General features: G+C 69.4%; 16 protein-coding genes. 6 read left to right on the forward strand and 10 right to left on the reverse strand.

The window, feature by feature from the left end; all coding sequences use genetic code 11:
• Nucleotides 1-33: 33 nt before the first annotated feature.
• Both LDL49_RS13130 and LDL49_RS13135 read left to right on the forward strand, forming a co-directional pair.
• On the forward strand, nt 34-1,125 hold the full coding sequence (locus LDL49_RS13130) for a GNAT family N-acetyltransferase (RefSeq protein ID WP_225291279.1): 1,092 nt from the start codon (nt 34-36) through the stop codon (nt 1,123-1,125).
• A 129-nt stretch (nt 1,126-1,254) separates the two neighbouring features.
• Nucleotides 1,255-1,752, forward strand: coding sequence for a hypothetical protein (locus LDL49_RS13135; RefSeq protein WP_225291280.1), 498 nt, complete (start codon nt 1,255-1,257; stop codon nt 1,750-1,752).
• A 444-nt stretch (nt 1,753-2,196) separates the two neighbouring features.
• On the opposite strand, the gene LDL49_RS13140 is transcribed toward LDL49_RS13135, so the two are convergent.
• Nucleotides 2,197-2,388: a hypothetical protein gene (locus LDL49_RS13140; protein WP_225291281.1), complete on the reverse strand. Its 192-nt coding sequence runs from the start codon at nt 2,386-2,388 to the stop codon at nt 2,197-2,199.
• A gap of 109 nt (nt 2,389-2,497) precedes the next feature.
• Between LDL49_RS13140 and LDL49_RS13145 the strand changes: the two genes are divergently transcribed.
• On the forward strand, nt 2,498-3,007 hold the full coding sequence (locus LDL49_RS13145) for a gluconokinase (RefSeq protein ID WP_225291282.1): 510 nt from the start codon (nt 2,498-2,500) through the stop codon (nt 3,005-3,007).
• A 521-nt stretch (nt 3,008-3,528) separates the two neighbouring features.
• Here the strand turns inward: LDL49_RS13145 and LDL49_RS13150 are convergent.
• Together LDL49_RS13150 and LDL49_RS13155 are read right to left on the reverse strand one after the other, a co-directional pair.
• Nucleotides 3,529-5,007 (reverse strand): FHA domain-containing protein, encoded by a 1,479-nt coding sequence (locus tag LDL49_RS13150; RefSeq protein WP_225291283.1) that lies wholly within the window; start codon nt 5,005-5,007, stop codon nt 3,529-3,531.
• A 331-nt stretch (nt 5,008-5,338) separates the two neighbouring features.
• Nucleotides 5,339-6,475, reverse strand: coding sequence for a site-2 protease family protein (locus tag LDL49_RS13155; RefSeq protein ID WP_225291284.1), 1,137 nt, complete (start codon nt 6,473-6,475; stop codon nt 5,339-5,341).
• A 115-nt stretch (nt 6,476-6,590) separates the two neighbouring features.
• Here LDL49_RS13155 and LDL49_RS13160 point away from each other — a divergent pair, with 115 nt between their 5' ends.
• The 3 genes from LDL49_RS13160 (at nt 6,591) to LDL49_RS13170 (ending at nt 9,487) form a co-directional block, all read left to right on the forward strand.
• Nucleotides 6,591-7,451, forward strand: coding sequence for a RecB family exonuclease (locus tag LDL49_RS13160; RefSeq protein ID WP_225291285.1), 861 nt, complete (start codon nt 6,591-6,593; stop codon nt 7,449-7,451).
• A gap of 177 nt (nt 7,452-7,628) precedes the next feature.
• Nucleotides 7,629-8,807 (forward strand): sensor histidine kinase, encoded by a 1,179-nt coding sequence (locus LDL49_RS13165; protein WP_225291286.1) that lies wholly within the window; start codon nt 7,629-7,631, stop codon nt 8,805-8,807.
• On the forward strand, nt 8,804-9,487 hold the full coding sequence (locus LDL49_RS13170; protein WP_225291287.1) for a response regulator: 684 nt from the start codon (nt 8,804-8,806) through the stop codon (nt 9,485-9,487). Before LDL49_RS13165 ends, LDL49_RS13170 begins: the two co-directional genes overlap by 4 nt.
• Nucleotides 9,488-9,637: 150 nt before the next feature.
• On the opposite strand, the gene LDL49_RS13175 is transcribed toward LDL49_RS13170, so the two are convergent.
• The 7 genes from LDL49_RS13175 to LDL49_RS13205 form a co-directional block, all read right to left on the reverse strand.
• Nucleotides 9,638-10,663 (reverse strand): ABC transporter ATP-binding protein, encoded by a 1,026-nt coding sequence (locus tag LDL49_RS13175; RefSeq protein WP_225291288.1) that lies wholly within the window; start codon nt 10,661-10,663, stop codon nt 9,638-9,640.
• Complete coding sequence (locus LDL49_RS13180) at nt 10,660-11,694, reverse strand: ABC transporter ATP-binding protein (protein ID WP_225291289.1); 1,035 nt, start codon at nt 11,692-11,694, stop codon at nt 10,660-10,662. Before LDL49_RS13180 ends, LDL49_RS13175 begins: the two co-directional genes overlap by 4 nt.
• Entirely contained in the window at nt 11,691-12,704 is a 1,014-nt protein-coding gene (locus tag LDL49_RS13185; RefSeq protein ID WP_225291290.1) for an ABC transporter permease, read from the reverse strand. The genes LDL49_RS13180 and LDL49_RS13185 overlap by 4 nt, the downstream gene beginning before the upstream one ends.
• 93 nt (nt 12,705-12,797) lie before the next feature.
• Complete coding sequence (locus LDL49_RS13190; protein WP_225291291.1) at nt 12,798-14,561, reverse strand: ABC transporter substrate-binding protein; 1,764 nt, start codon at nt 14,559-14,561, stop codon at nt 12,798-12,800.
• Between the two features lie 57 nt (nt 14,562-14,618).
• Nucleotides 14,619-15,617, reverse strand: a complete 999-nt coding sequence (locus LDL49_RS13195; RefSeq protein WP_225291292.1) for an ABC transporter permease — start codon at nt 15,615-15,617, stop codon at nt 14,619-14,621.
• A gap of 250 nt (nt 15,618-15,867) precedes the next feature.
• Nucleotides 15,868-16,392: a cellulose synthase gene (locus LDL49_RS13200; protein ID WP_225291293.1), complete on the reverse strand. Its 525-nt coding sequence runs from the start codon at nt 16,390-16,392 to the stop codon at nt 15,868-15,870.
• A gap of 216 nt (nt 16,393-16,608) precedes the next feature.
• Entirely contained in the window at nt 16,609-17,250 is a 642-nt protein-coding gene (locus tag LDL49_RS13205; RefSeq protein WP_225291294.1) for an HAD family hydrolase, read from the reverse strand.
• Nucleotides 17,251-17,297 lie beyond the last annotated feature (47 nt).

Here is a 17,297-nt window from a genome sequence, read left to right on the forward strand (position 1 = left end):
CGAGCACGCCTTGACGCGCGATATCTATGAGGGATGTTTCCGCGCGAAGTGATCTCCACCGGTTCCCTGGTGCTGCGTTCTCCCTCCGACTCCGACGCCGAGGCGATCGCGCGTGCCTGTGACGATCCGGTGACGGCGCGCTTCCTGTACGTGCTGCCGTCGCCGTACACGTTGCGGGACGCGCGTGACTACCTGCGGGCGGCGGAGCGGAAGTGGGCGGACGGCGGCGCGGAGTTCGCGATCACCGAGAACGGCCGTTACGTCGGCGCCATCGGCGTACAGCCGCCCGACCCGTGGGGGGTGGCGCAGATCGGCTATCTGGCCGCGCCGTGGGCGCGCGGCAAGGGCGTGGTGACCAAGGCGACGCGAGCGGTGACCGAGTGGCTGTTCGACCATGGCGTCGAGCGGGTGGAGCTGCACGCCGTCGTCGAGAACATCGCCAGCCTGCGGGTCGCCTACAAGGCCGGTTTCCAGGAGGAGGGGCGCAGGCGTGACGCCAAGGTGCAGCGTGACGGGCGCCGCACCGACGTCATCACGCTTGCCAGGCTCCGGCGCGACTCCGGTGCGGCGGCCGATCCGTACCTGCCGTTCTTCGACGGCGGTGAGCTGAGCGACGGAGTGGTACGGCTGACGCCGATGGAGGTGGCCGACGCCGCCGACTTCCACCGGATGATGCGCGAGCCGAGCGTGGCCGCCTACGGGTTCGGGCCGCGCGCCACGCTGGAGGACAACGAGCGGCGCTGCCGCTACACCGGCTACTGGTGGGTGTCGGGGCAGCGGATCGAGCTGGCGATCAGGGACGCCGTGTCCGGGGAGTTCGCCGGGCACCTGCAACTGGTGCAGGTGCTGCCGATGATCGGGCAGGGCATGATCGGCTATTCGCTGCTGCCGGACTTCCGGGGCAGGGGGTTCATGACGCGGGCCGTGCGACTGCTGGTGGACTGGGCGTTCACCCACACTCCCCTGCACCGGATCGTGGCCGGCACCGCCCTGGGCAACACGGCCTCGCACCGGGTGTTGGAGCGGTCCGGGTTCGTCCGGGAGTCCATTCACCGGGAGCTGTACCCCAAGGAGGACGGGAGCCGGGCGGACGAGGTGGAGTGGCTGCGTCTGCGCCCCAGCTGACCGGAAATCCCGGTTTCCGGTTTGGGGGTGGTCAAGTGACACGGCGGCGGCGAGACTCGGGGCACCGCCCCTGAGATACGCGTGATCACCCTGCGCGATCTCGTTTCCCCTCCTCAGAGGGATACAGCGATGACTTACAACCGTGTCGACGTCGCCATGCGCGAACTCATCGCCTCGTTCTCCTGCCTGGACCCCGCGGGTCTGATCGACAGGCTGAGCGGGACCGCCGCGGCGGTCACCGGAACGGCCTACGCGGGATTCGTACGGGTGGACGCGCTACGGGAGGTCGCCCAGGCCGTCAATGTGCACGCGCCCCCGGTCGATCCGCTGCGGGTACGCCCGTGGCTGGAGGAGTCCGGGGTGCTCAAAACGCTCGCCACGCGGTCCGTCCGACTGCTGATCGTGCCGGACACGGCGATGGGCGAGCCCGGCTTCCTGGCCATGCCGGTGCCGCTCGCCACGAGGGACCACGTGTTCCTGTGGGTCGCGGGGCGCCGGTTCGGGGAGCCGGAGGAGCACCTGCTGAGCCGCTTCGCCACCGCCGCGGGCCGGGCCCTGGAGGCCGCCAGCGGGCTGGAGGCGGCCATCCGGCTGTTACGCGGCGTGCAGGCGTTCCCCTGCACGTGACGGGCGGCCGGCCGGATTCGGGACGGGCCGGATCACGAGAATACGGATGACCTACGGGTGGGTCCGATGGGTACGACGACCTTTTCCGTGCAGCGGTTTCCGGGAGATTCTTCGCCGCTTTCCTATCCCCAAACTTGGAAATTTCGTGATTTCCACAGAATGGGTTGACACGGCCTTCCGGACACCCGCGGCGGGGTCGCGGCTCTCTCGATCCCGCTGCTCAAGGACGCCTCAGCCAACAGGCGGGCCGCCGGCCCGGGCCGGTGCGTGGCCTGGCGAATAGGCAGCCTGCCTGGCGCGGAAACGGCTTTGCGGACCGCCTGGTTCGTACACCCGCCGCGACCGCCGAGCGCCGCAGTAATCGTCGGCATATTTCGCATCTTTCCTCTCTAGAGAACGACGGGTGTCCCCGCACCAACGGGGCATCGCCTGCGTGGTCACGCATCAGCGGCACCGCTGCGTAACCGGCGCGCCAGCCTCCGCGACCACCGTGGTGAGCGCGCCGAGCATGTCGTTGCCCGAGGCTTCGCGCAGCGTCCGGTGAGGCAGGATGGGCCGTGACCACAAGGGCGCCCAGCTCATCGAGCAGGCTGCCGTGCAGGCTCGCGTCTGTGACGCCTCTCTCACCTGCCTCATGCCTCACATGCTTCGAGGTCAAAAGTATGATTATTCGACTTCTCAGCTTGATTGATACGACGCAAGCTGTCTGGTCTGACGCGCATCCGAGCCCGAGAGGTTGCCCCGCATGGACGACTCCCCCCGCCCGCAGCTCATCGTCGTGATGGGGGTGACGGGATGCGGCAAGTCCACCGTCGGCGCCGCGCTCGCCGAACGCCTCGGGGTGCCGTTCGCCGACGCCGACGACTTCCACAGCCCCGCGAACGTCGCCAAGATGACCGCCGGAATGCCGCTCGACGACGCCGACCGGCTGCCGTGGCTGCGCGCGGTAGGCGCCTGGCTCGCCGAGCACGCCGGCACCGGGGCCGTGGTGGCGTGCTCCGCGCTGAAGCGCCGCTACCGCGACCTGCTGCGGGAGGCCGCGCCCGAGGCCATCTTCCTGCACCTCGACGGCGACATCGACATGATCAGGAAGCGGGTGGCGCACCGGCCCGGCCACTTCATGCCCGAGTCGCTGGTGGCCTCGCAGTTCGCAGCCCTCGAACCCCTCGGCCCCGACGAGCGCGGCGTCGCACTCGACCTGTCGCTGCCGGTCGACGACCTCGTGAACGCCTATCTCGCCCGTACGACCTCCTGAACGCCTATTCCGGCCGTACGACCTCCTGAAAGCCTGCCTCGCCCGGACGACCTCCTGACCGCACCCTGCGCGACGTCCGGCACGCTCCTGGCCGACCGGTGTCGGCCGCCCGGAAATGGGCTGGATCCGCGACCGAAAGCGAGACGGCCCGACCGAAGGGGATAGGTCTGAGGACCAGAGGGCCCAGAACGAGAGGCCTCGTGCCGAGGAAGCCCCGGACGAGAGTGCCCAGGAGCGAGAAGGCCAGGAGCGAGAAGGCTCAAGGCGAAAGGGCTGACGCCGCCTTCCTGAAGGCCCTCAGCCCTGGCCGGCGGCTGGCGCATCGTGGCGGGCGGCGCATTGTCGCAGGCATCGTGGCGCGTCCAGTGACGGGCGGCGCACGGTGGCGGGTGGCCCACGGTGGCGGATCGGTGGCGCGTGGCGCACAGTGGCGGGTCGGTGGCGGTCACAGCTGAACGCCCGCGCCCCCCACAGGGAGCACGGGCGTTCAGGGAGGAGCTGGAAGATTCAGGACGAAGGGCTCATCCCCGGTGGGCTTCGAAGCGCATCGTGCGGGAGACGCCGACGCGGACGGTGGTGCCCGGGACGATGGTGACGGGCTCGTTGGGCGGGATGTCGTAGAAGTTGGGGTCGCCGGGCGGCTGGATCTGGGTGCCGTTGACCGACCCCAGGTCGACCAGGTTGACGTCCCAGCCGTCGAGCGCCACTCGGAGGTGCCTGCGGGACACCGACCCGTCGGGGCTGGTCACCTTGGCGGGCCTGGCCGTGCCGCCCGCCACCTCCGGCGCGCGCTCGGGGTCGCGGCCCAGCAGGTAGTCGCTCTCCAGCGGGAGCGCGGTGCCGTCGTCGAGGATGAGGACGCCGAGCGGGGGTCGCGGCCCCTTGTACGGTACGAGAGTGCGCTGGACGAGCGCGATGCCGCAGACCGCGCAGTAGGGCACGCGCGGGTCGTTGAAGTGGTCGTTCTTGCAGTCGACGCCGTAGACGAGTTGCCGGTCGCCGTGCTCCTCCTGGGCGGGCGGAGGCGGCGGCTGCTCGAACAATTCGCGGGGCTGTTCGAAGTGCTCGCGCGGCTGCTCGAAGTGTTCGCGCGGCTGGTCGTACTGCTCACGCGGCTGGTCGTAGGGCGAGGCGGGCTGCTCGTACTGCTCGGGCATCGTGCCGTTGCCGGAGTGCACGGGCGCCGGCTCGTCGTAGGTGGGGAACCCGCTCGGCTGCTCGGCGGGGGGCGGCGGGTCCGGGACCGCCGACAGGAACGGCGGCTGCTCCTGCGCGGGGGGCTGCGGCTGAGGCCCTGAGGCGGGCTGGGGGCCCGACAACGGCTGGGGTCCCGAGAACGGCTGCGGGCCCGAGGGACCGGCGGCCGAGGGGGTGGAACCCGAGGGGGTGGCGGGCTGGTCGTTGCCCGACAGCGGATAGGGGGCCATCTGCACCGGCGGCGGCACGACCAGGTCGGGCTCGAAGTGCAGGGCGGTGTTGGGCAGCTCGCTGGTCAGCGGTCTGGACTGCGCTGCGGGCCGCTCGGCGACCTCACCGAAGTCGCCCACCAGCCCGCCGCCGTGCACCACGCCGCCGTCGAAGCCGACCGCGGGATGCGGCTCGCCCCCGCCGGGCAGGCTCAGCGAGACGCGTTGGACCGGCCCGTTGATGAGCCGGTCGGCCCAGGTCAGCGAGTCGCTGCCGGCCAGCCGGGTCTCGCCGGACGCCGTGGTGACCGTGGCCGACGCGGAGCCGCTGACCAGGACGGCCACGCCGCCGTCGACCGGTCCCGCGACCGCGCAGGTGGCGGGGTCGCCGGTCATGTTGGCCGCGAGCACCTGGGCGGCGCGCCTGGCCAGCGCTCTGCCGTCGCCCCCGGCGGCGGCCGTCTCGCGTAGTGCCTTGAGCAGTTCATCGGCCGCGGCCTCGGCCGCGTCGCACACCAGCAACAGCCCGCCCAGATAGGCGACCAGCCCATCTCCGGGAAGCGGACGTACCGCCCCGAAGCCCTGGCCCGTCATGACTCCTCCTTCATGACGACCGTGCTGCGCTCATCGGTGCCCTCGCTGCGCTCGGTCACTCAACTCTCCTCCCCGGAGGCCGGCGTCATCACGGCACCCGCACTGCCGTGCCCGGCCACCAGCCATACGCATACCCATACGGCGAGGCGGCGTCGCGGCCGCCCCCGTCTCGATTCGGTGAACCGGTGGACCGGTGGACCGCAATAAACCTGGCCGAACAGAACACTATCGGCCAGCCGTCTCATCCTCGAACCGCCGGGTGCGATCCGGAATCACCTGATCACTGGACACGACACTAGCCGGGGGCTGCCGGTTATACGAGTGGGACAAATCAGACGCCGCTGAAGACACGGTTGACGTCGGCCGTGGCGAGCACGCCGTAGATCTCGCCGCCGCGCTCCACGAGCAGGTATTCGCCCGCCGGGGCCTCGCGCATGGCGTCGATGAGCGCCTCCCCCGTAAGGTCGGCGGCCAGCACCATGGACGGCTCCAGCGACTTGGCCATGGAGCCGGCGTTCACCCAGGGGCGGCGGTGCTCGGGAGTGGCCTGTACGGACGCCTCGTGCACGATCGCGACGGGGCGGCCTTCATGGTCGACGACGACGAGGGCGCCGGCCCGCTTCTCGGCGGCCTGGCGCAGCGCCTCCGACAGCGGGGTCTCGGCGACGACGGGGATCGCCCTGCGAGCCAGCGTACGGGCGTTGACCTGCGGGATCCTGGCGCGGATGCGGGCCACGCGCAGCGACTGGGTGGCCCCGAGCCAGATGAAGGAGGCCAGCACCAGCGGCCACAGCAGGTCGCGGAGGTCCACTTCCTGCCCGCTCATCAGCGGCATGGCGATGGGCGACACCACCAGCAGCACGGCCAGCACCCTGCCGCCCCAAGCGGCGGCGATGGTGCCGGATCCGGCGTTGCTGGTCAGCTTCCATACGCCGGCGCGCAGCATCCGGCCGCCGTCGAGCGGCAGGCCGGGCAGCAGGTTGAACACGCCGACGATGAGGTTGGCCAGCCACAGCTGCCAGATCAGCACTTCGGGGATGCCGCCGCCGTTGATCAGGAAGACGTCGGCGGCCAGGCCGATCCCGGCCAGGCCGAGCGACAGCGCCGGGCCGGCGGCGGCGACCATGAACTCCTTGCCGGGGGTCGGCGGCTCCTTCTCGATCTCCGACACGCCGCCGAGCAGGTAGAGGGTGATCCGGCGGACCGGCAGGCCGTAGGACTTGGCCAGCACGCTGTGGGCCAGCTCGTGCAGCAGGACCGAGACATAGAGGAGGATGGCGAAGACGAAGGCGACGGCGTAGGCCGCCGTGGCGTCGAGCTCGGGCAACATGGCCCGCACCCGGTCACCGAACATCCAGGTGATGAAGGCCGCGACGATGAACCACGTCCACGACACGTAGACCGGGATGCCGAACGGCTTTCCCATCCGAAGACCGGAAAATTCCTGCTGCGGGCTCTGCTCGCTCACCGCGCTCCTTGCCGTTCATTACGTGCTGTCCGCTGCCTTGATGCTACGCGCCGGACGAGGTACTCCCGGCTTCACGGGCCCTATTCTGTCGGGCTCTTGACCTAGAGTGCGGTGCATGACGTTGACCGAACCGGTGATCATCGGAGCCCTCTCCCCCTCCCGGGCGGGCGACTTCATGACCTGTCCGTTGCTCTATCGCTTCCGCGTGATCGACCAGTTGCCGGAGAAACCCTCGGCGGCCGCCGTGCGCGGCACGGTGATCCACGCGGTCCTGGAGCGCCTCTACGACCTGCCCGCGCCGCGGCGTTCGGTGGAGGCGGCGCTGGAGCTGCTGGAGCCGCAGTGGGAGCGGCTGCTGTCCGACGATCCGCACTACGCCGAGATGTTCGCCGACGACGACGAGCAGGCGACGTGGCTGGCGCAGGCGCGGGCGATGCTGGAGCGCTATTTCACGCTGGAGGACCCGACGCGGCTGGAGCCCGCCGAGCGGGAGCTCTATGTGGAGGCGGTCCTCGACGGCGGTCTCATGCTGCGCGGCTACGTCGACCGGCTCGACGTGGCGCCGAGCGGCGAGGTGCGGGTCGTCGACTACAAGACCGGCAGCGCGCCGGGCCCCGACTTCGAGGCCAAGGCGCTGTTCCAGATGAAGTTCTACGCGCTGGTGCTGTGGCGGCTGCGTGGCCAGGTGCCGAGGCTGCTGCAGCTGGTCTACCTGGGCGGCGGCGGCGAGGTGCTGCGCTACGCGCCCGACGAGGCCGATCTGCTGGCCACCGAGCGCAAGGTGCGGGCGCTGTGGACGGCGATCGAGCGGTCGCTGGAGACGGGCGAGTGGCGGGCGCGGCGCAGCCGCCTGTGCGACTGGTGCGACCATCAGGCGCTCTGCCCGGAGTTCGGCGGCACCCCGCCGCCGGTGCCCGACCGGCAACCGGGCGACACCGTACGGAGCAACCGCCGGGCGGCCACCGACGAGCTGTAGGCCGCACAGTACGGAGCAACCGCCGAGCTGCAGGCGGCACGGTCTGAAGCAGTCGGCGGGCGGTCACCGGCGGCACGGTCCGGAGCGACCGGCGGGCGGCCATGGACGGCTGTAGGAGTCCGGCTCTCCTCCCCTGGGAGGAGGTTCCTGGCTCTCACCTGGACCTACAGTGAAGCGGTGCGCATCGATCGGGCCAGGTTCCACGACACCCTGTTCGCCGTGGCGCTGGCCGCGGTCTCGGTCTGGCTCTTCCTGTCTTCCGATGCGGCGCTGCTGGAGCCGGCCGGCGGGCAGGCGGCCGACGGGATACGGGGCGCCGACACGTTCGGCGCCGTGCTGGTGGTGCTGGCGTGCGCCCCGGTCGCGGTGCGCAGGCGCTGGCCGCTGGCCACGCTGTGCGCGGGGCTGCTGCCCGAGACGCTGCTGACCGGGCTGGGCTACGGCTCCGGCGTGGCGGCGGCGCCGGTGCTGGTGCTGCTCTACTCGGTGGCGTCCCTGCGGGGGCTGGCCGTGGCGCTGTGCGCGCTGCTGCTGTCGTTCCTGGCCTACGCGTTCGCCGGGACGCTGAGCCCGGTCACCGGCGCCAACTGGAGTGAGCACCTGGTGGCGTTCATCGTGCTCCTCGCGGTCTGGGGGGCCGGGCGGAGCCTGCGGCTGCGCCGCGCCTACCTGGAGGAGCTGAAGGACCGCGCGGCCCGGCTGGAGCGCGCCTACGCGGCCGACACGCGGGCCGCGCGGGCCGAGGAGCGCTCGAGGATAGCCCGCGAGCTGCACGACGTCGTGGCCCATCACGTGAGCGTGATGACGGTGCAGGCGGCGGCCGCGCGCCGGGTTCTGGCCGCCGATCCGGATATGGCGCGTGAGGCGCTGTCGGCCATCGAGCACACGGGCCGGATGGCGATGAGCGAGATGCGCAACATCGTGGGCGTGCTGCGCACCGACGCCCGGGCCGAGCTGGGGCCGCAGCCGGGGATCGACGACCTGCCGGCGCTGGTGGAGCAGATGCGGGAGGCGGGGCTGCCCACGCGGCTGTCGATCGAGGGTGATGCCCGGCCGATCCCCGCCGGAGTCGATCTGGCCGCCTACCGGCTGATCCAGGAGGGTCTGACCAACAGCCTGCGGCACGCGGGCACGGGCGCCGAGGCGGTGGTGACCGTACGCCATGGTCCGCGTGAGCTGGACGTGCGGGTGGAGGACGACGGGCGGGGGGCGGCGAGCCTCTCCGGGCCGCCAGGGCATGGTTTGGTGGGCATTCGCGAGCGAGTTGCCCTCTATGGTGGAATCCTCAGCATCGGTCCGCGACCGGGGGGCGGTTTCGAGGTGCGCGCGAGGTTCCCGTTGAAGGACTCACCATGACGATCAGGGTGCTGCTGGTGGACGACCAGCCGCTGCTGCGCACCGGTTTCCGCCTGATACTCGAGGCCGAGCCCGACATCACGGTGGTGGGGCAGGCCGGTGACGGCAAGGACGCGCAGGAGCAGACGCGGGCGTTGCTGCCCGACGTCGTGCTGATGGACATCCGGATGCCCGGGGTCGACGGCATCGAGGCGACACGCAGGATCGTACGGGAGGCGGCGCCGACGGCGCACGTACCGAAGGTGCTGGTGCTGACGACGTTCGACCTGGACGAGTACATCGTGGAGGCGCTACGGGCGGGCGCCTCCGGGTTCCTGCTGAAGGATGTGCCGCCGGACGAACTGGTGCAGGCGATCCGGGTGGTGGCGGCGGGCGACGCGATCGTGGCGCCCAGCGTGACCCGGCGGCTGCTGGACCGGTTCTCGAAGCGGCTGCCGTCGGCGTACGAGCAGGCGACCCCGGCGCGGCTCGACCGGCTGACCGAGCGGGAGCTGGAGGTGCTGCGGCTGATCGCCAAGGGGATGTCCAACGCCGAGATCGCGCGGAAGCTGGTGGTCAGCGAGACGACGGTCAAGACGCACGTCGGCAATGTGCTCACCAAGCTGGGCCTGCGCGACCGCGTGCAGGCGGTCGTCCTCGCCTATGAGACGGGCCTCGCCACGCCGGGCGCCGCTTCCTGATCGTCACCGTGGCGACCGGCAACCGCCGATCCAGTGGCGGTGGGCATCCGCCGGTCCGGCGGCAGCCGGCATCCGCCGGTCTGGTGGCGGCCGGCATCCGCCGATCCGCTCGAAACCGGTCGGCGGTGGGGCCCCATCCGCCGACCGGCGTCAGGAGGTCGCGGCGGCCGTCTTCGGCGCCGGCTCGGGGGCGTTCTCCGGGAAGTGGCAGGCCACCCGGTGGCCACTGGCCAGCTCCTCCAGCGGCGGCTCCACCGTCTTGCAGATGTCCTGGGCCTTCCAGCACCTGGTGTGGAAGCGGCAGGCCGGCGGCGGGTTGAGCGGGCTCGGGACGTCGCCCGTCAGCCTGATGCGGTCGCCGTCCGCGCGGGCCTTGGGATCCGGGATCGGTACCGCCGACAGCAGCGCGTTGGTGTAGGGGTGCATGGGGCTGCTGTAGAGGCGCTTGCGGTCGGCGATCTCCACGATCTTGCCGAGGTACATCACCGCGACCCGGTCGCTGATGTGGCGGACCACCGACAGGTCGTGGGCGATGACCACATAGGTGAGGTCCAGCTCGTTCTGCAGGTCCTCCAGGAGGTTGACCACCTGGGCCTGGATCGAGACGTCCAGCGCCGAGACCGGCTCGTCGGCGATGATCAGCTTGGGCTTCAGCGCGAGCGTGCGGGCGATGCCGATGCGCTGGCGCTGGCCGCCGGAGAACTCGTGCGGGTAGCGGTTGTAGTGCTCCGGGTTGAGGCCGACCAGCTGGAGGATGTCCTGGACGGCCTTCTTGACCCCGTGCTCGGTCTGCACGCCCTGGATGTGGAAGGGGGCGCCGACGATGGTGCCGACCGTGTGGCGGGGGTTGAGCGACGAGAAGGGGTCCTGGAAGATCATCTGCATGTCGCGGCGGAGCGGCCGGAGCTTGCCCTGGCTCATGTGGGTGATGTCGCGGCCCTCGAAGACGACCTTGCCTCCGGTCGGCTCCAGCAGCCTGGTCACCAGCCGGCCGGTGGTGGACTTGCCGCAGCCCGACTCCCCCACCAGGCCGAGCGTCTCACCCTTGAACACGTCGAAGCTGATCCCGTCGACCGCCTTGACGGCCCCGACCTGCCGCTTGAGCAGGCCCTTGGTCACCGGGAAGTGCTTCTCCAGGTCCTGGACGGAAAGAAGCGGCTCGTTCGAGGTGGTCACTGCGTCTCCAGCACTGGCTTGACTTCGTTCTCCCACAGCGTCCGCCGCTGCGTCCTGCTCAGGTGGCAGCGCACCAGGTGGCCGGGGTCGGTGTTGATCAAGGCAGGGATCTCGGCCTTGGACTGACCGTCGGTCTGGTCGGAGTAGGGGCAGCGGGGGTGGAAGGCGCAGCCCGACGGCACGTTGATCAGCGACGGCGGGGTGCCCTTGACGGGCAGGAGCCGTTCGGTGGGCTCCCGGTCGAGCCGGGGCATCGAGCCGAGCAGGCCCCACGTGTAGGGGTGCTCGGGCCGGTAGAAGATGTCCTCGGCCGAGCCGTACTCGATGCACTTGCCCGCGTACATGACCAGGATGTCGTTGGACAGCTCGGCCACCACGCCCAGGTCGTGGGTGATGATGATCAGCGCGGAGTTGAACTCCCGCTGCAGGTCGCGCATCAGGTCGAGGATCTGCGCCTGTACGGTCACGTCGAGCGCGGTGGTCGGCTCGTCGGCGATGAGCAGTTCGGGGTCGCACGAGAGCGCCATCGCGATCATGGCGCGCTGGCGCATGCCGCCGGAGAACTCGTGCGGGTAGGAGTCGACCCGGCGCTTGGGCTCGGGGATGCCGACCCGGCCCAGCATGTCGATGGCGTGCTTGCGGGCCACGCTCTTGGAGACCTTGTGGTGGATGCGGTACGCCTCGATGATCTGGTCGCCCACCGAGTAGAAGGGGTGCATCGACGACAAGGGATCCTGGAAGATCATCGCCATCTTCCGGCCGCGCAGCCGGCGTACGTGCTCCTGCGAGGCGGTGACGAGGTCTTCGCCGTCGAGCCAGATCTCGCCGGAGACGTTGGCGCTCTTGCCGCGGTGCAGGCCGAGGATGCCGAGGCTGGTGACGGACTTGCCCGATCCGGACTCGCCGACGATGCCCAGGGTCTTGCCGCGTTCGAGGCTGAAGGACAGCCCGTCGACGGACTTGACCACGCCGTCGTCGGTCGAGAAGTGGATCTTCAGGTCCTTGACGTCGAGAAAGGGACTCTCGCTCACGTCAGCCTCACTCTCGGGTCAACCACCGCGTAGAGCAGGTCGACGATCAGGTTGGCCAGGATGATGAAGACCGCCGCGGTCAGCGTGACGCCCATCACCTGGGGAAGGTCGTTGTTGTTGATGGCGTCGACCGCGTACTTGCCGATGCCGGGCAGCGAGAAGGTGCTCTCGGTCAGCACCGCGCCGCCGAGCAGCAGGCCCAGGTCGAGGCCGAACATCGTCATCACGGGCGTGAGCGTGGCACGCAGGCCGTGTTTGACCACCACCATGCGTTCGGGCAGGCCCTTGGCCCGCGCCGTGCGGATGTAGTCCTCCGACATGGTCTCCAGCATGCCCGCTCTGGTGAGCCGGGCATAACCGGCGGCGTACAGGAAGGCCAGCGTCACCCACGGCAGGATGAGGTTGTTCGCCCAGGTGAGCGGGTCTTCCGAGAACGGCACCCAGTCGGCGACGTCGCCGACCAGGCCGAGCTGGTCGCGGAAGATGGCCAGCGACACGATGCCGGTGAAGAAGATCGGCAGCGAGACGCCCGCCAGGGCCACACCCATCGAGAGGCGGTCGAAGAAGCTGCCGCGCCGCAGCGCCGACAGCACGCCCGTCGAGACGCCGAACACCACCCACACCACGGCGGCGCCGAGCGCCAGCGACAGGGTGATCGGCAGCCGGTCGAGCAGGTCGGGCAGCACCGGGTTCTGGGTGACGTAGGAGTAACCGAGGCACGGGGCGGGGCAGTGCTCGATGCCGGGACCGTAGTTGCGGTCGACACCGACGAAGATGCCCTTCACGAACCGCCCGTACTGGACGACCAGCGGGTCGTTGAAGCCCAGCCTGATGGCGGCCTCGTGGATCATCTGGTCGTTGGCGGCCTTGCCCACGTAGCGGGAAGCGAGGTCGTCAGCGGACATCCCGGCGAGTCGCGGGACGAGAAAGAAGATGGCGAACGTCGCGATGCTCACCACGAAGAGCAGCATGACGGCCGCTATCAACCGTCTGATGATGTATGTGGCCACTGATCTCGGCTATGGCGGCCGGGCCTTGTGGGCCCGGCCGCCGAAGCCTTCACCTGCTTTCGACGAACGTTCCGGAGGTTTTCCCGGACCGGGTTACTGGGTGCTCAGCGTCAGGAACTCGTACATCCCGAAGTTCTGGCTGATGAAGGCGTTCTTCAGCGTCGGCGGCCGGTAGAACAGGCCGTGCGCCCAGACGTAGGGCAGGATGAACGCGTCGTCCATGACCTTCTTGTCGACCGAGGCCCAGATCGAGTTGCGCTTGGTGGCGTCCTGCTCGGCCGCGGCCTGATCGACCAGCTTGTCGATCTCCGGGTCCTTCACGCCGAGGTTGGTGTTACCGGCGGCGCGGATGACGCGGCTGTCGACGATCTGCTGGAAGAAGCCGAAGCCCTCGGGGTAGTCGGCGCCCCAGCCGTAGACCATGAGGCCCAGGCCGTTCTTCTTGGCGAAGTCGGGCTTGCCGGCGTACAGCTTGAAGTAGTCACCCTGCGGGAAGCCCTTGACCTCCAGCTTGATGCCCACGCGGCCGAGCGACTGCTGCAGCGACTCGGCGGTCTGCTTCTCCGCCGCGCGCTCGACGCGGAAGGAGATGGTGGTGCTGAAGCCGTTGGGCTGGCCGCAGGCCTTCAGCTCTTCCTTCGCCTTGTTGACGTCGCCGCCGGGGTTGGCCTCGACGCCGTAGAGGTCGTTCTTCTCGTAGCCGGTCATCTTCGACGGCATGAGGCTGAGGGCGACCTCGCCACCGGCGTCGGGACCGCCGTAGGCGCCCTGGATGGCGGAGCGGTCAGCCGCGTACAGCACGGCCTTGCGGCAGTGGACGTTGTCCAGCGGCGGCACGTCCGCGTTGAGGTTGGTGAACCAGGTGCGGTCGAGCGGCGCGGAGTCGGCGTACTGCTTGACCTTGTCGTCCGTCAGGACGGTCTTGCGGGCGTTGGCCCCCACGCCGGTGCTGTTGATCTTGACGTCGATCTTGCCCGAGAGCAGGCGCTGGTCGAGGTCGTCCTCGTTCTGGCCGAGCAGCACCTCGACGGAGTCGTTGAGCTGCTTGCGGTTGGGGTCGGTCGCCGCGTCCCAGTTGGGGTTCTTGACCAGCTCGATGCGCTTGCCGAGCTCGTGGGCCTTGAACATGTACGGGCCGGTCGCGACCGGGTGCTCCTTGTACTTGGTGCCCGTGTCCTTGGCCGCCGGCACCGGGGCCGTCGACGGGAGCATGGCGAAGTAGTCGAAGCCGCCGTAGGCCTTCTTCAGATGGAAGACGACCGTCTGGTCATCGGGCGTGTCGATGCCCTTCCAGGAGTCGAGCTTGTCCTTCATCTTGTACGGGCCGGTGTAGTCGCCGTTGTCGAGCCAGTCGTTGAAGTAGGTCGGGCCGCTGGGCAGGATCTCCTTGTCCAGCGAGCGGGCGACGGCGTACTTCACGTCCTTGGACGTCACCGGGGTGCCGTCCTCAAACTTGATGCCCTTGCGCAGCGTGTACGTCCAGGTCTTGCCGCCGTCGCTGGCCTTGCCGAGGCCCTCGGCCAGGTCACCGACGAGCTCGAGGCCCTCCTTGCCCGGCACCGGCTTGAACATGGTCAGCGCGCGCGTGTAAAGGCGGGAGAAGTTCCAGGCGTAGCCGTAGTACTGGTCGCCGGGGTCGACCGAGTCGAAGTCGCCCGGCATGCCCATGTGGAGCGTGCCGCCCGTCTTGTCGGACGGGTTGACGACCTGCGTCACTCCGGCGTTGTACTGGCTGGCGGGTGCCTCAGCACCGGAACCACCGGTCTTCTTGGCAGAGCCGCCACCGCCACACGCGGAGACGACCAGGGCGAGAGCAGCGGTGATCGCGACCGCCGACGCCGTGGATCTTATCTTCATCGACCTGACACACCCCTTGTAACTAGGAGTCCAAAATTTGCGGAATAACTCACGAGGTCATCGAGCCTTGGGATCGAAGGCGTCCCTCAGGCCGTCGCCGAGCAGGTTGAACGCCAGCACGGTGACGAAGATCGCGAGGCCGGGGAAGAGCATGAAGTTGGGCGCCACGTCGTAGTTGTGGACCGCCTCGGCCAGCATGCCTCCCCACGTCGGGGTCGGCGGGCGCACGCCCACGCCGAGGAAGGACAGCGCGGCCTCGAACAGGATGTTCGACGGGATCAGCAGCGTCGAGTAGACCAGGATCGGGGCCAGCAGGTTCGGCAGGATCTCCTTGAACAGGATGATGTGGTTGCGCGCGCCCAGGCTCCTGGAGGCGTCGACGAACTCCCGTTCACGCAGAGATAGCGTCTGACCTCGGATAATACGCCCAATATAGGGCCAGTTGAAAAAGCCGATGATGAACACGAGCAGGCTGATCCTCAGCGTGTCACCGGACATCCCGAACGCCTTGTCGGGGATCACCCCGCCGAGCGCCAGCGCGAACACCAGCAGCGGGAAGGCGAGGAAGATGTCCATGAGCCGGCTGATGACCGTGTCGACCCAGCCGCCGAAGAAACCGGCGATCATGCCGAACACGGTGCCGAGCAGGACGCAGAGCAGCGTCGCGAAGAACGCGATGAGCAGCGAGATGCGCGCGCCGTAGAGGATCCGGCTGAACAGGTCGCGGCCCGTGGTGGGCTCGACCCCGAACAGGAAGTCGGAGCTGATGCCGCCGAACGTGCCGAGCGGCGCCTGGATGGCCGGGTCGATCTTCTCCCGGTGCCATTCGGCCGGCGGGTGGCCGAGCCACGACACCAGCAGCGGCGCGAAGATGGCGACGAGGATCAGCACGACGATGACGATGCCGCCGATCATCGCGACCTTGTCGCGCTTCAGCCGCATCCATGCGATCTGGCCAAGGGAACGCCCTCGGATGACTGAGGAGTCCGCGCCCTCCAGAACGGTTTCCGGTCCGGCTTCGATAGCCGAGCCCGGAACATCGAGCGGTGCGGTCATGCCAATAGCCCCCTGGATGCCAGACGACGTCGTCCGAATGGGCGCGGTCCCGGTCAGGTTATGCGCCACGCTGGTGAAGTCGCTAGTCGCGTCCTCAGGAGGCAGAATCTATGGCCTGAGCTGGTGTGACCAGTCCCTCAGGGCGTGATGTGGCTCAACTGTGATTGACGCGAAACTCATTCGTATCGATCTTGGGAGGATTGTCTACGCCCCGTCCCGGTTGCGTCTCGGAACTGTGACACACCTCGGATCAACTGATGCCCCTGCGCTTGAGAATATCCTCGATGTCGGAGAAGTCGTCGTCGTTGTTCTTCTTCGCCGCCGCCGCGGCAGGCTTTCCTGCAGGCTGGGCTGCCGGCCGCCCTGCCGTTTGCCCGGCCGTCGGCCCTGTCCTTTGGCCGACCGCGCGTTGCTGCGGCGCGGCCGGTGCGTCCGCAGGCTTACCCGGCTTGCCGTCCCGCGCCAGCCTCAGCTTCCGGCCGCGCATGAACCCCGAGGCCACGAACAGCACCACGGACAACCCGGTCACGGCGACGCCCGCCCAGACAAGGGGGTTGAAGATCAGGCTCGTCACGAAGCTCACGATGGTGGCGCCGATGGTCCACAGTGACTGCAACGCGCCGGTCAGGTAGGCGGCCAGCGGGAGCAGCGCCCACGCGGCCATCCTCATGCCGGCCGCCGCGCCTCTGCGCCGGAACGCCAGGAAACTGAGCACCAACCCCGCGATGGTCACACCGGCGCACAGCGGCAACCAGTAAATCTGCTCGAAAGTCATTCCGCCGCCCCTCTGTTATGTGGCTGTGCTCCCATCCTGGCACGCTCCCTCCCGCCGCCCCTCCTCCCCAAGTACCGGCCCTCCCTTAGGGGTCGTCTTTTGCCGGACTGAAAGCTTTACTTTTTTGTACGGCAAGCATGGGGAACCCGCCACCCGCCGTACGGGGCAGGGAATCGGCCCGGTCAAGAAGCCGAGGCGGTCAGGGGGTCGGCCCGGTCAGGGGATCAACGCGCGCAGGGTGGGGATCGTGACGTCGGCCAGGGACGGGACCACGAGGCGACCGGGGGCCGGGTCGATGGGCAGGAGGCTGGGGACCGCCACGACCGCGCAGCCCGCCGCCGTGGCGGCGGCAACCCCGTTGGGCGAGTCCTCCAGGACGACGCAGCGCACCGGGTCGACGCCCAGCAACTCGGCCGCCGTCAGGTACGGCTCGGGGTCGGGCTTGGTGCGGGTGACGTCGTCGGCCGTCACGATGGCGTCGAACCGGTCACGGCCGACGGCCTTGAGCACCGCGTCGGCGATCTCCCTGAGCGACGAGGTCACCAGGGCGACCGGGATGCCCTCCTCGCGTACGGCGTCGAGCAGCTCGGAGGCGCCGGGCATGACCGCCACGCCGTCCGCCAGGCGGGCCACCATGCCGTCGATCATCCACTCGCGCAGGTCCTCCGGAGCGACGGACGAGCCCGAGACGGCGAGCATGTAGGCGACGGTGCGTTCCATGGAGCCGCCCACGAGGTGCGCCTGGTGATCGAGCGTCCACTCGCCGCCGAGTCGCGCCATCACCTCGGTCTCGATCTCCAGCCACACCTTCTCGCTGTCGACCAGCAACCCGTCCATGTCGAAGAAGACGGCTTCCATGCATCCCCCGATCGGTTCGTGTACGGCACCGCGACGGCACCCCGTCC

The organism is Nonomuraea aurantiaca (genome assembly GCF_020215705.1).
GTDB classification, from domain to species: domain Bacteria; phylum Actinomycetota; class Actinomycetes; order Streptosporangiales; family Streptosporangiaceae; genus Nonomuraea; species Nonomuraea aurantiaca.

What these genes read in the sequence shown, in the direction of transcription:
- LDL49_RS13130 (WP_225291279.1), top strand. Translation starts at nt 34, where the DNA reads ATGTTTCCGCGCGAAGTGATCTCCACCGGTTCCCTGGTGCTGCGTTCT.
- LDL49_RS13135 (WP_225291280.1), top strand. Translation starts at nt 1,255, where the DNA reads ATGACTTACAACCGTGTCGACGTCGCCATGCGCGAACTCATCGCCTCG.
- LDL49_RS13140 (WP_225291281.1), bottom strand. Translation starts at nt 2,388, where the DNA reads ATGAGGCAGGTGAGAGAGGCGTCACAGACGCGAGCCTGCACGGCAGCC.
- LDL49_RS13145 (WP_225291282.1), top strand. Translation starts at nt 2,498, where the DNA reads ATGGACGACTCCCCCCGCCCGCAGCTCATCGTCGTGATGGGGGTGACG.
- LDL49_RS13150 (WP_225291283.1), bottom strand. Translation starts at nt 5,007, where the DNA reads ATGACGGGCCAGGGCTTCGGGGCGGTACGTCCGCTTCCCGGAGATGGG.
- LDL49_RS13160 (WP_225291285.1), top strand. Translation starts at nt 6,591, where the DNA reads ATGACGTTGACCGAACCGGTGATCATCGGAGCCCTCTCCCCCTCCCGG.
- LDL49_RS13170 (WP_225291287.1), top strand. Translation starts at nt 8,804, where the DNA reads ATGACGATCAGGGTGCTGCTGGTGGACGACCAGCCGCTGCTGCGCACC.
- LDL49_RS13190 (WP_225291291.1), bottom strand. Translation starts at nt 14,561, where the DNA reads ATGAAGATAAGATCCACGGCGTCGGCGGTCGCGATCACCGCTGCTCTC.
- LDL49_RS13195 (WP_225291292.1), bottom strand. Translation starts at nt 15,617, where the DNA reads ATGACCGCACCGCTCGATGTTCCGGGCTCGGCTATCGAAGCCGGACCG.
- LDL49_RS13200 (WP_225291293.1), bottom strand. Translation starts at nt 16,392, where the DNA reads ATGACTTTCGAGCAGATTTACTGGTTGCCGCTGTGCGCCGGTGTGACC.
- LDL49_RS13205 (WP_225291294.1), bottom strand. Translation starts at nt 17,250, where the DNA reads ATGGAAGCCGTCTTCTTCGACATGGACGGGTTGCTGGTCGACAGCGAG.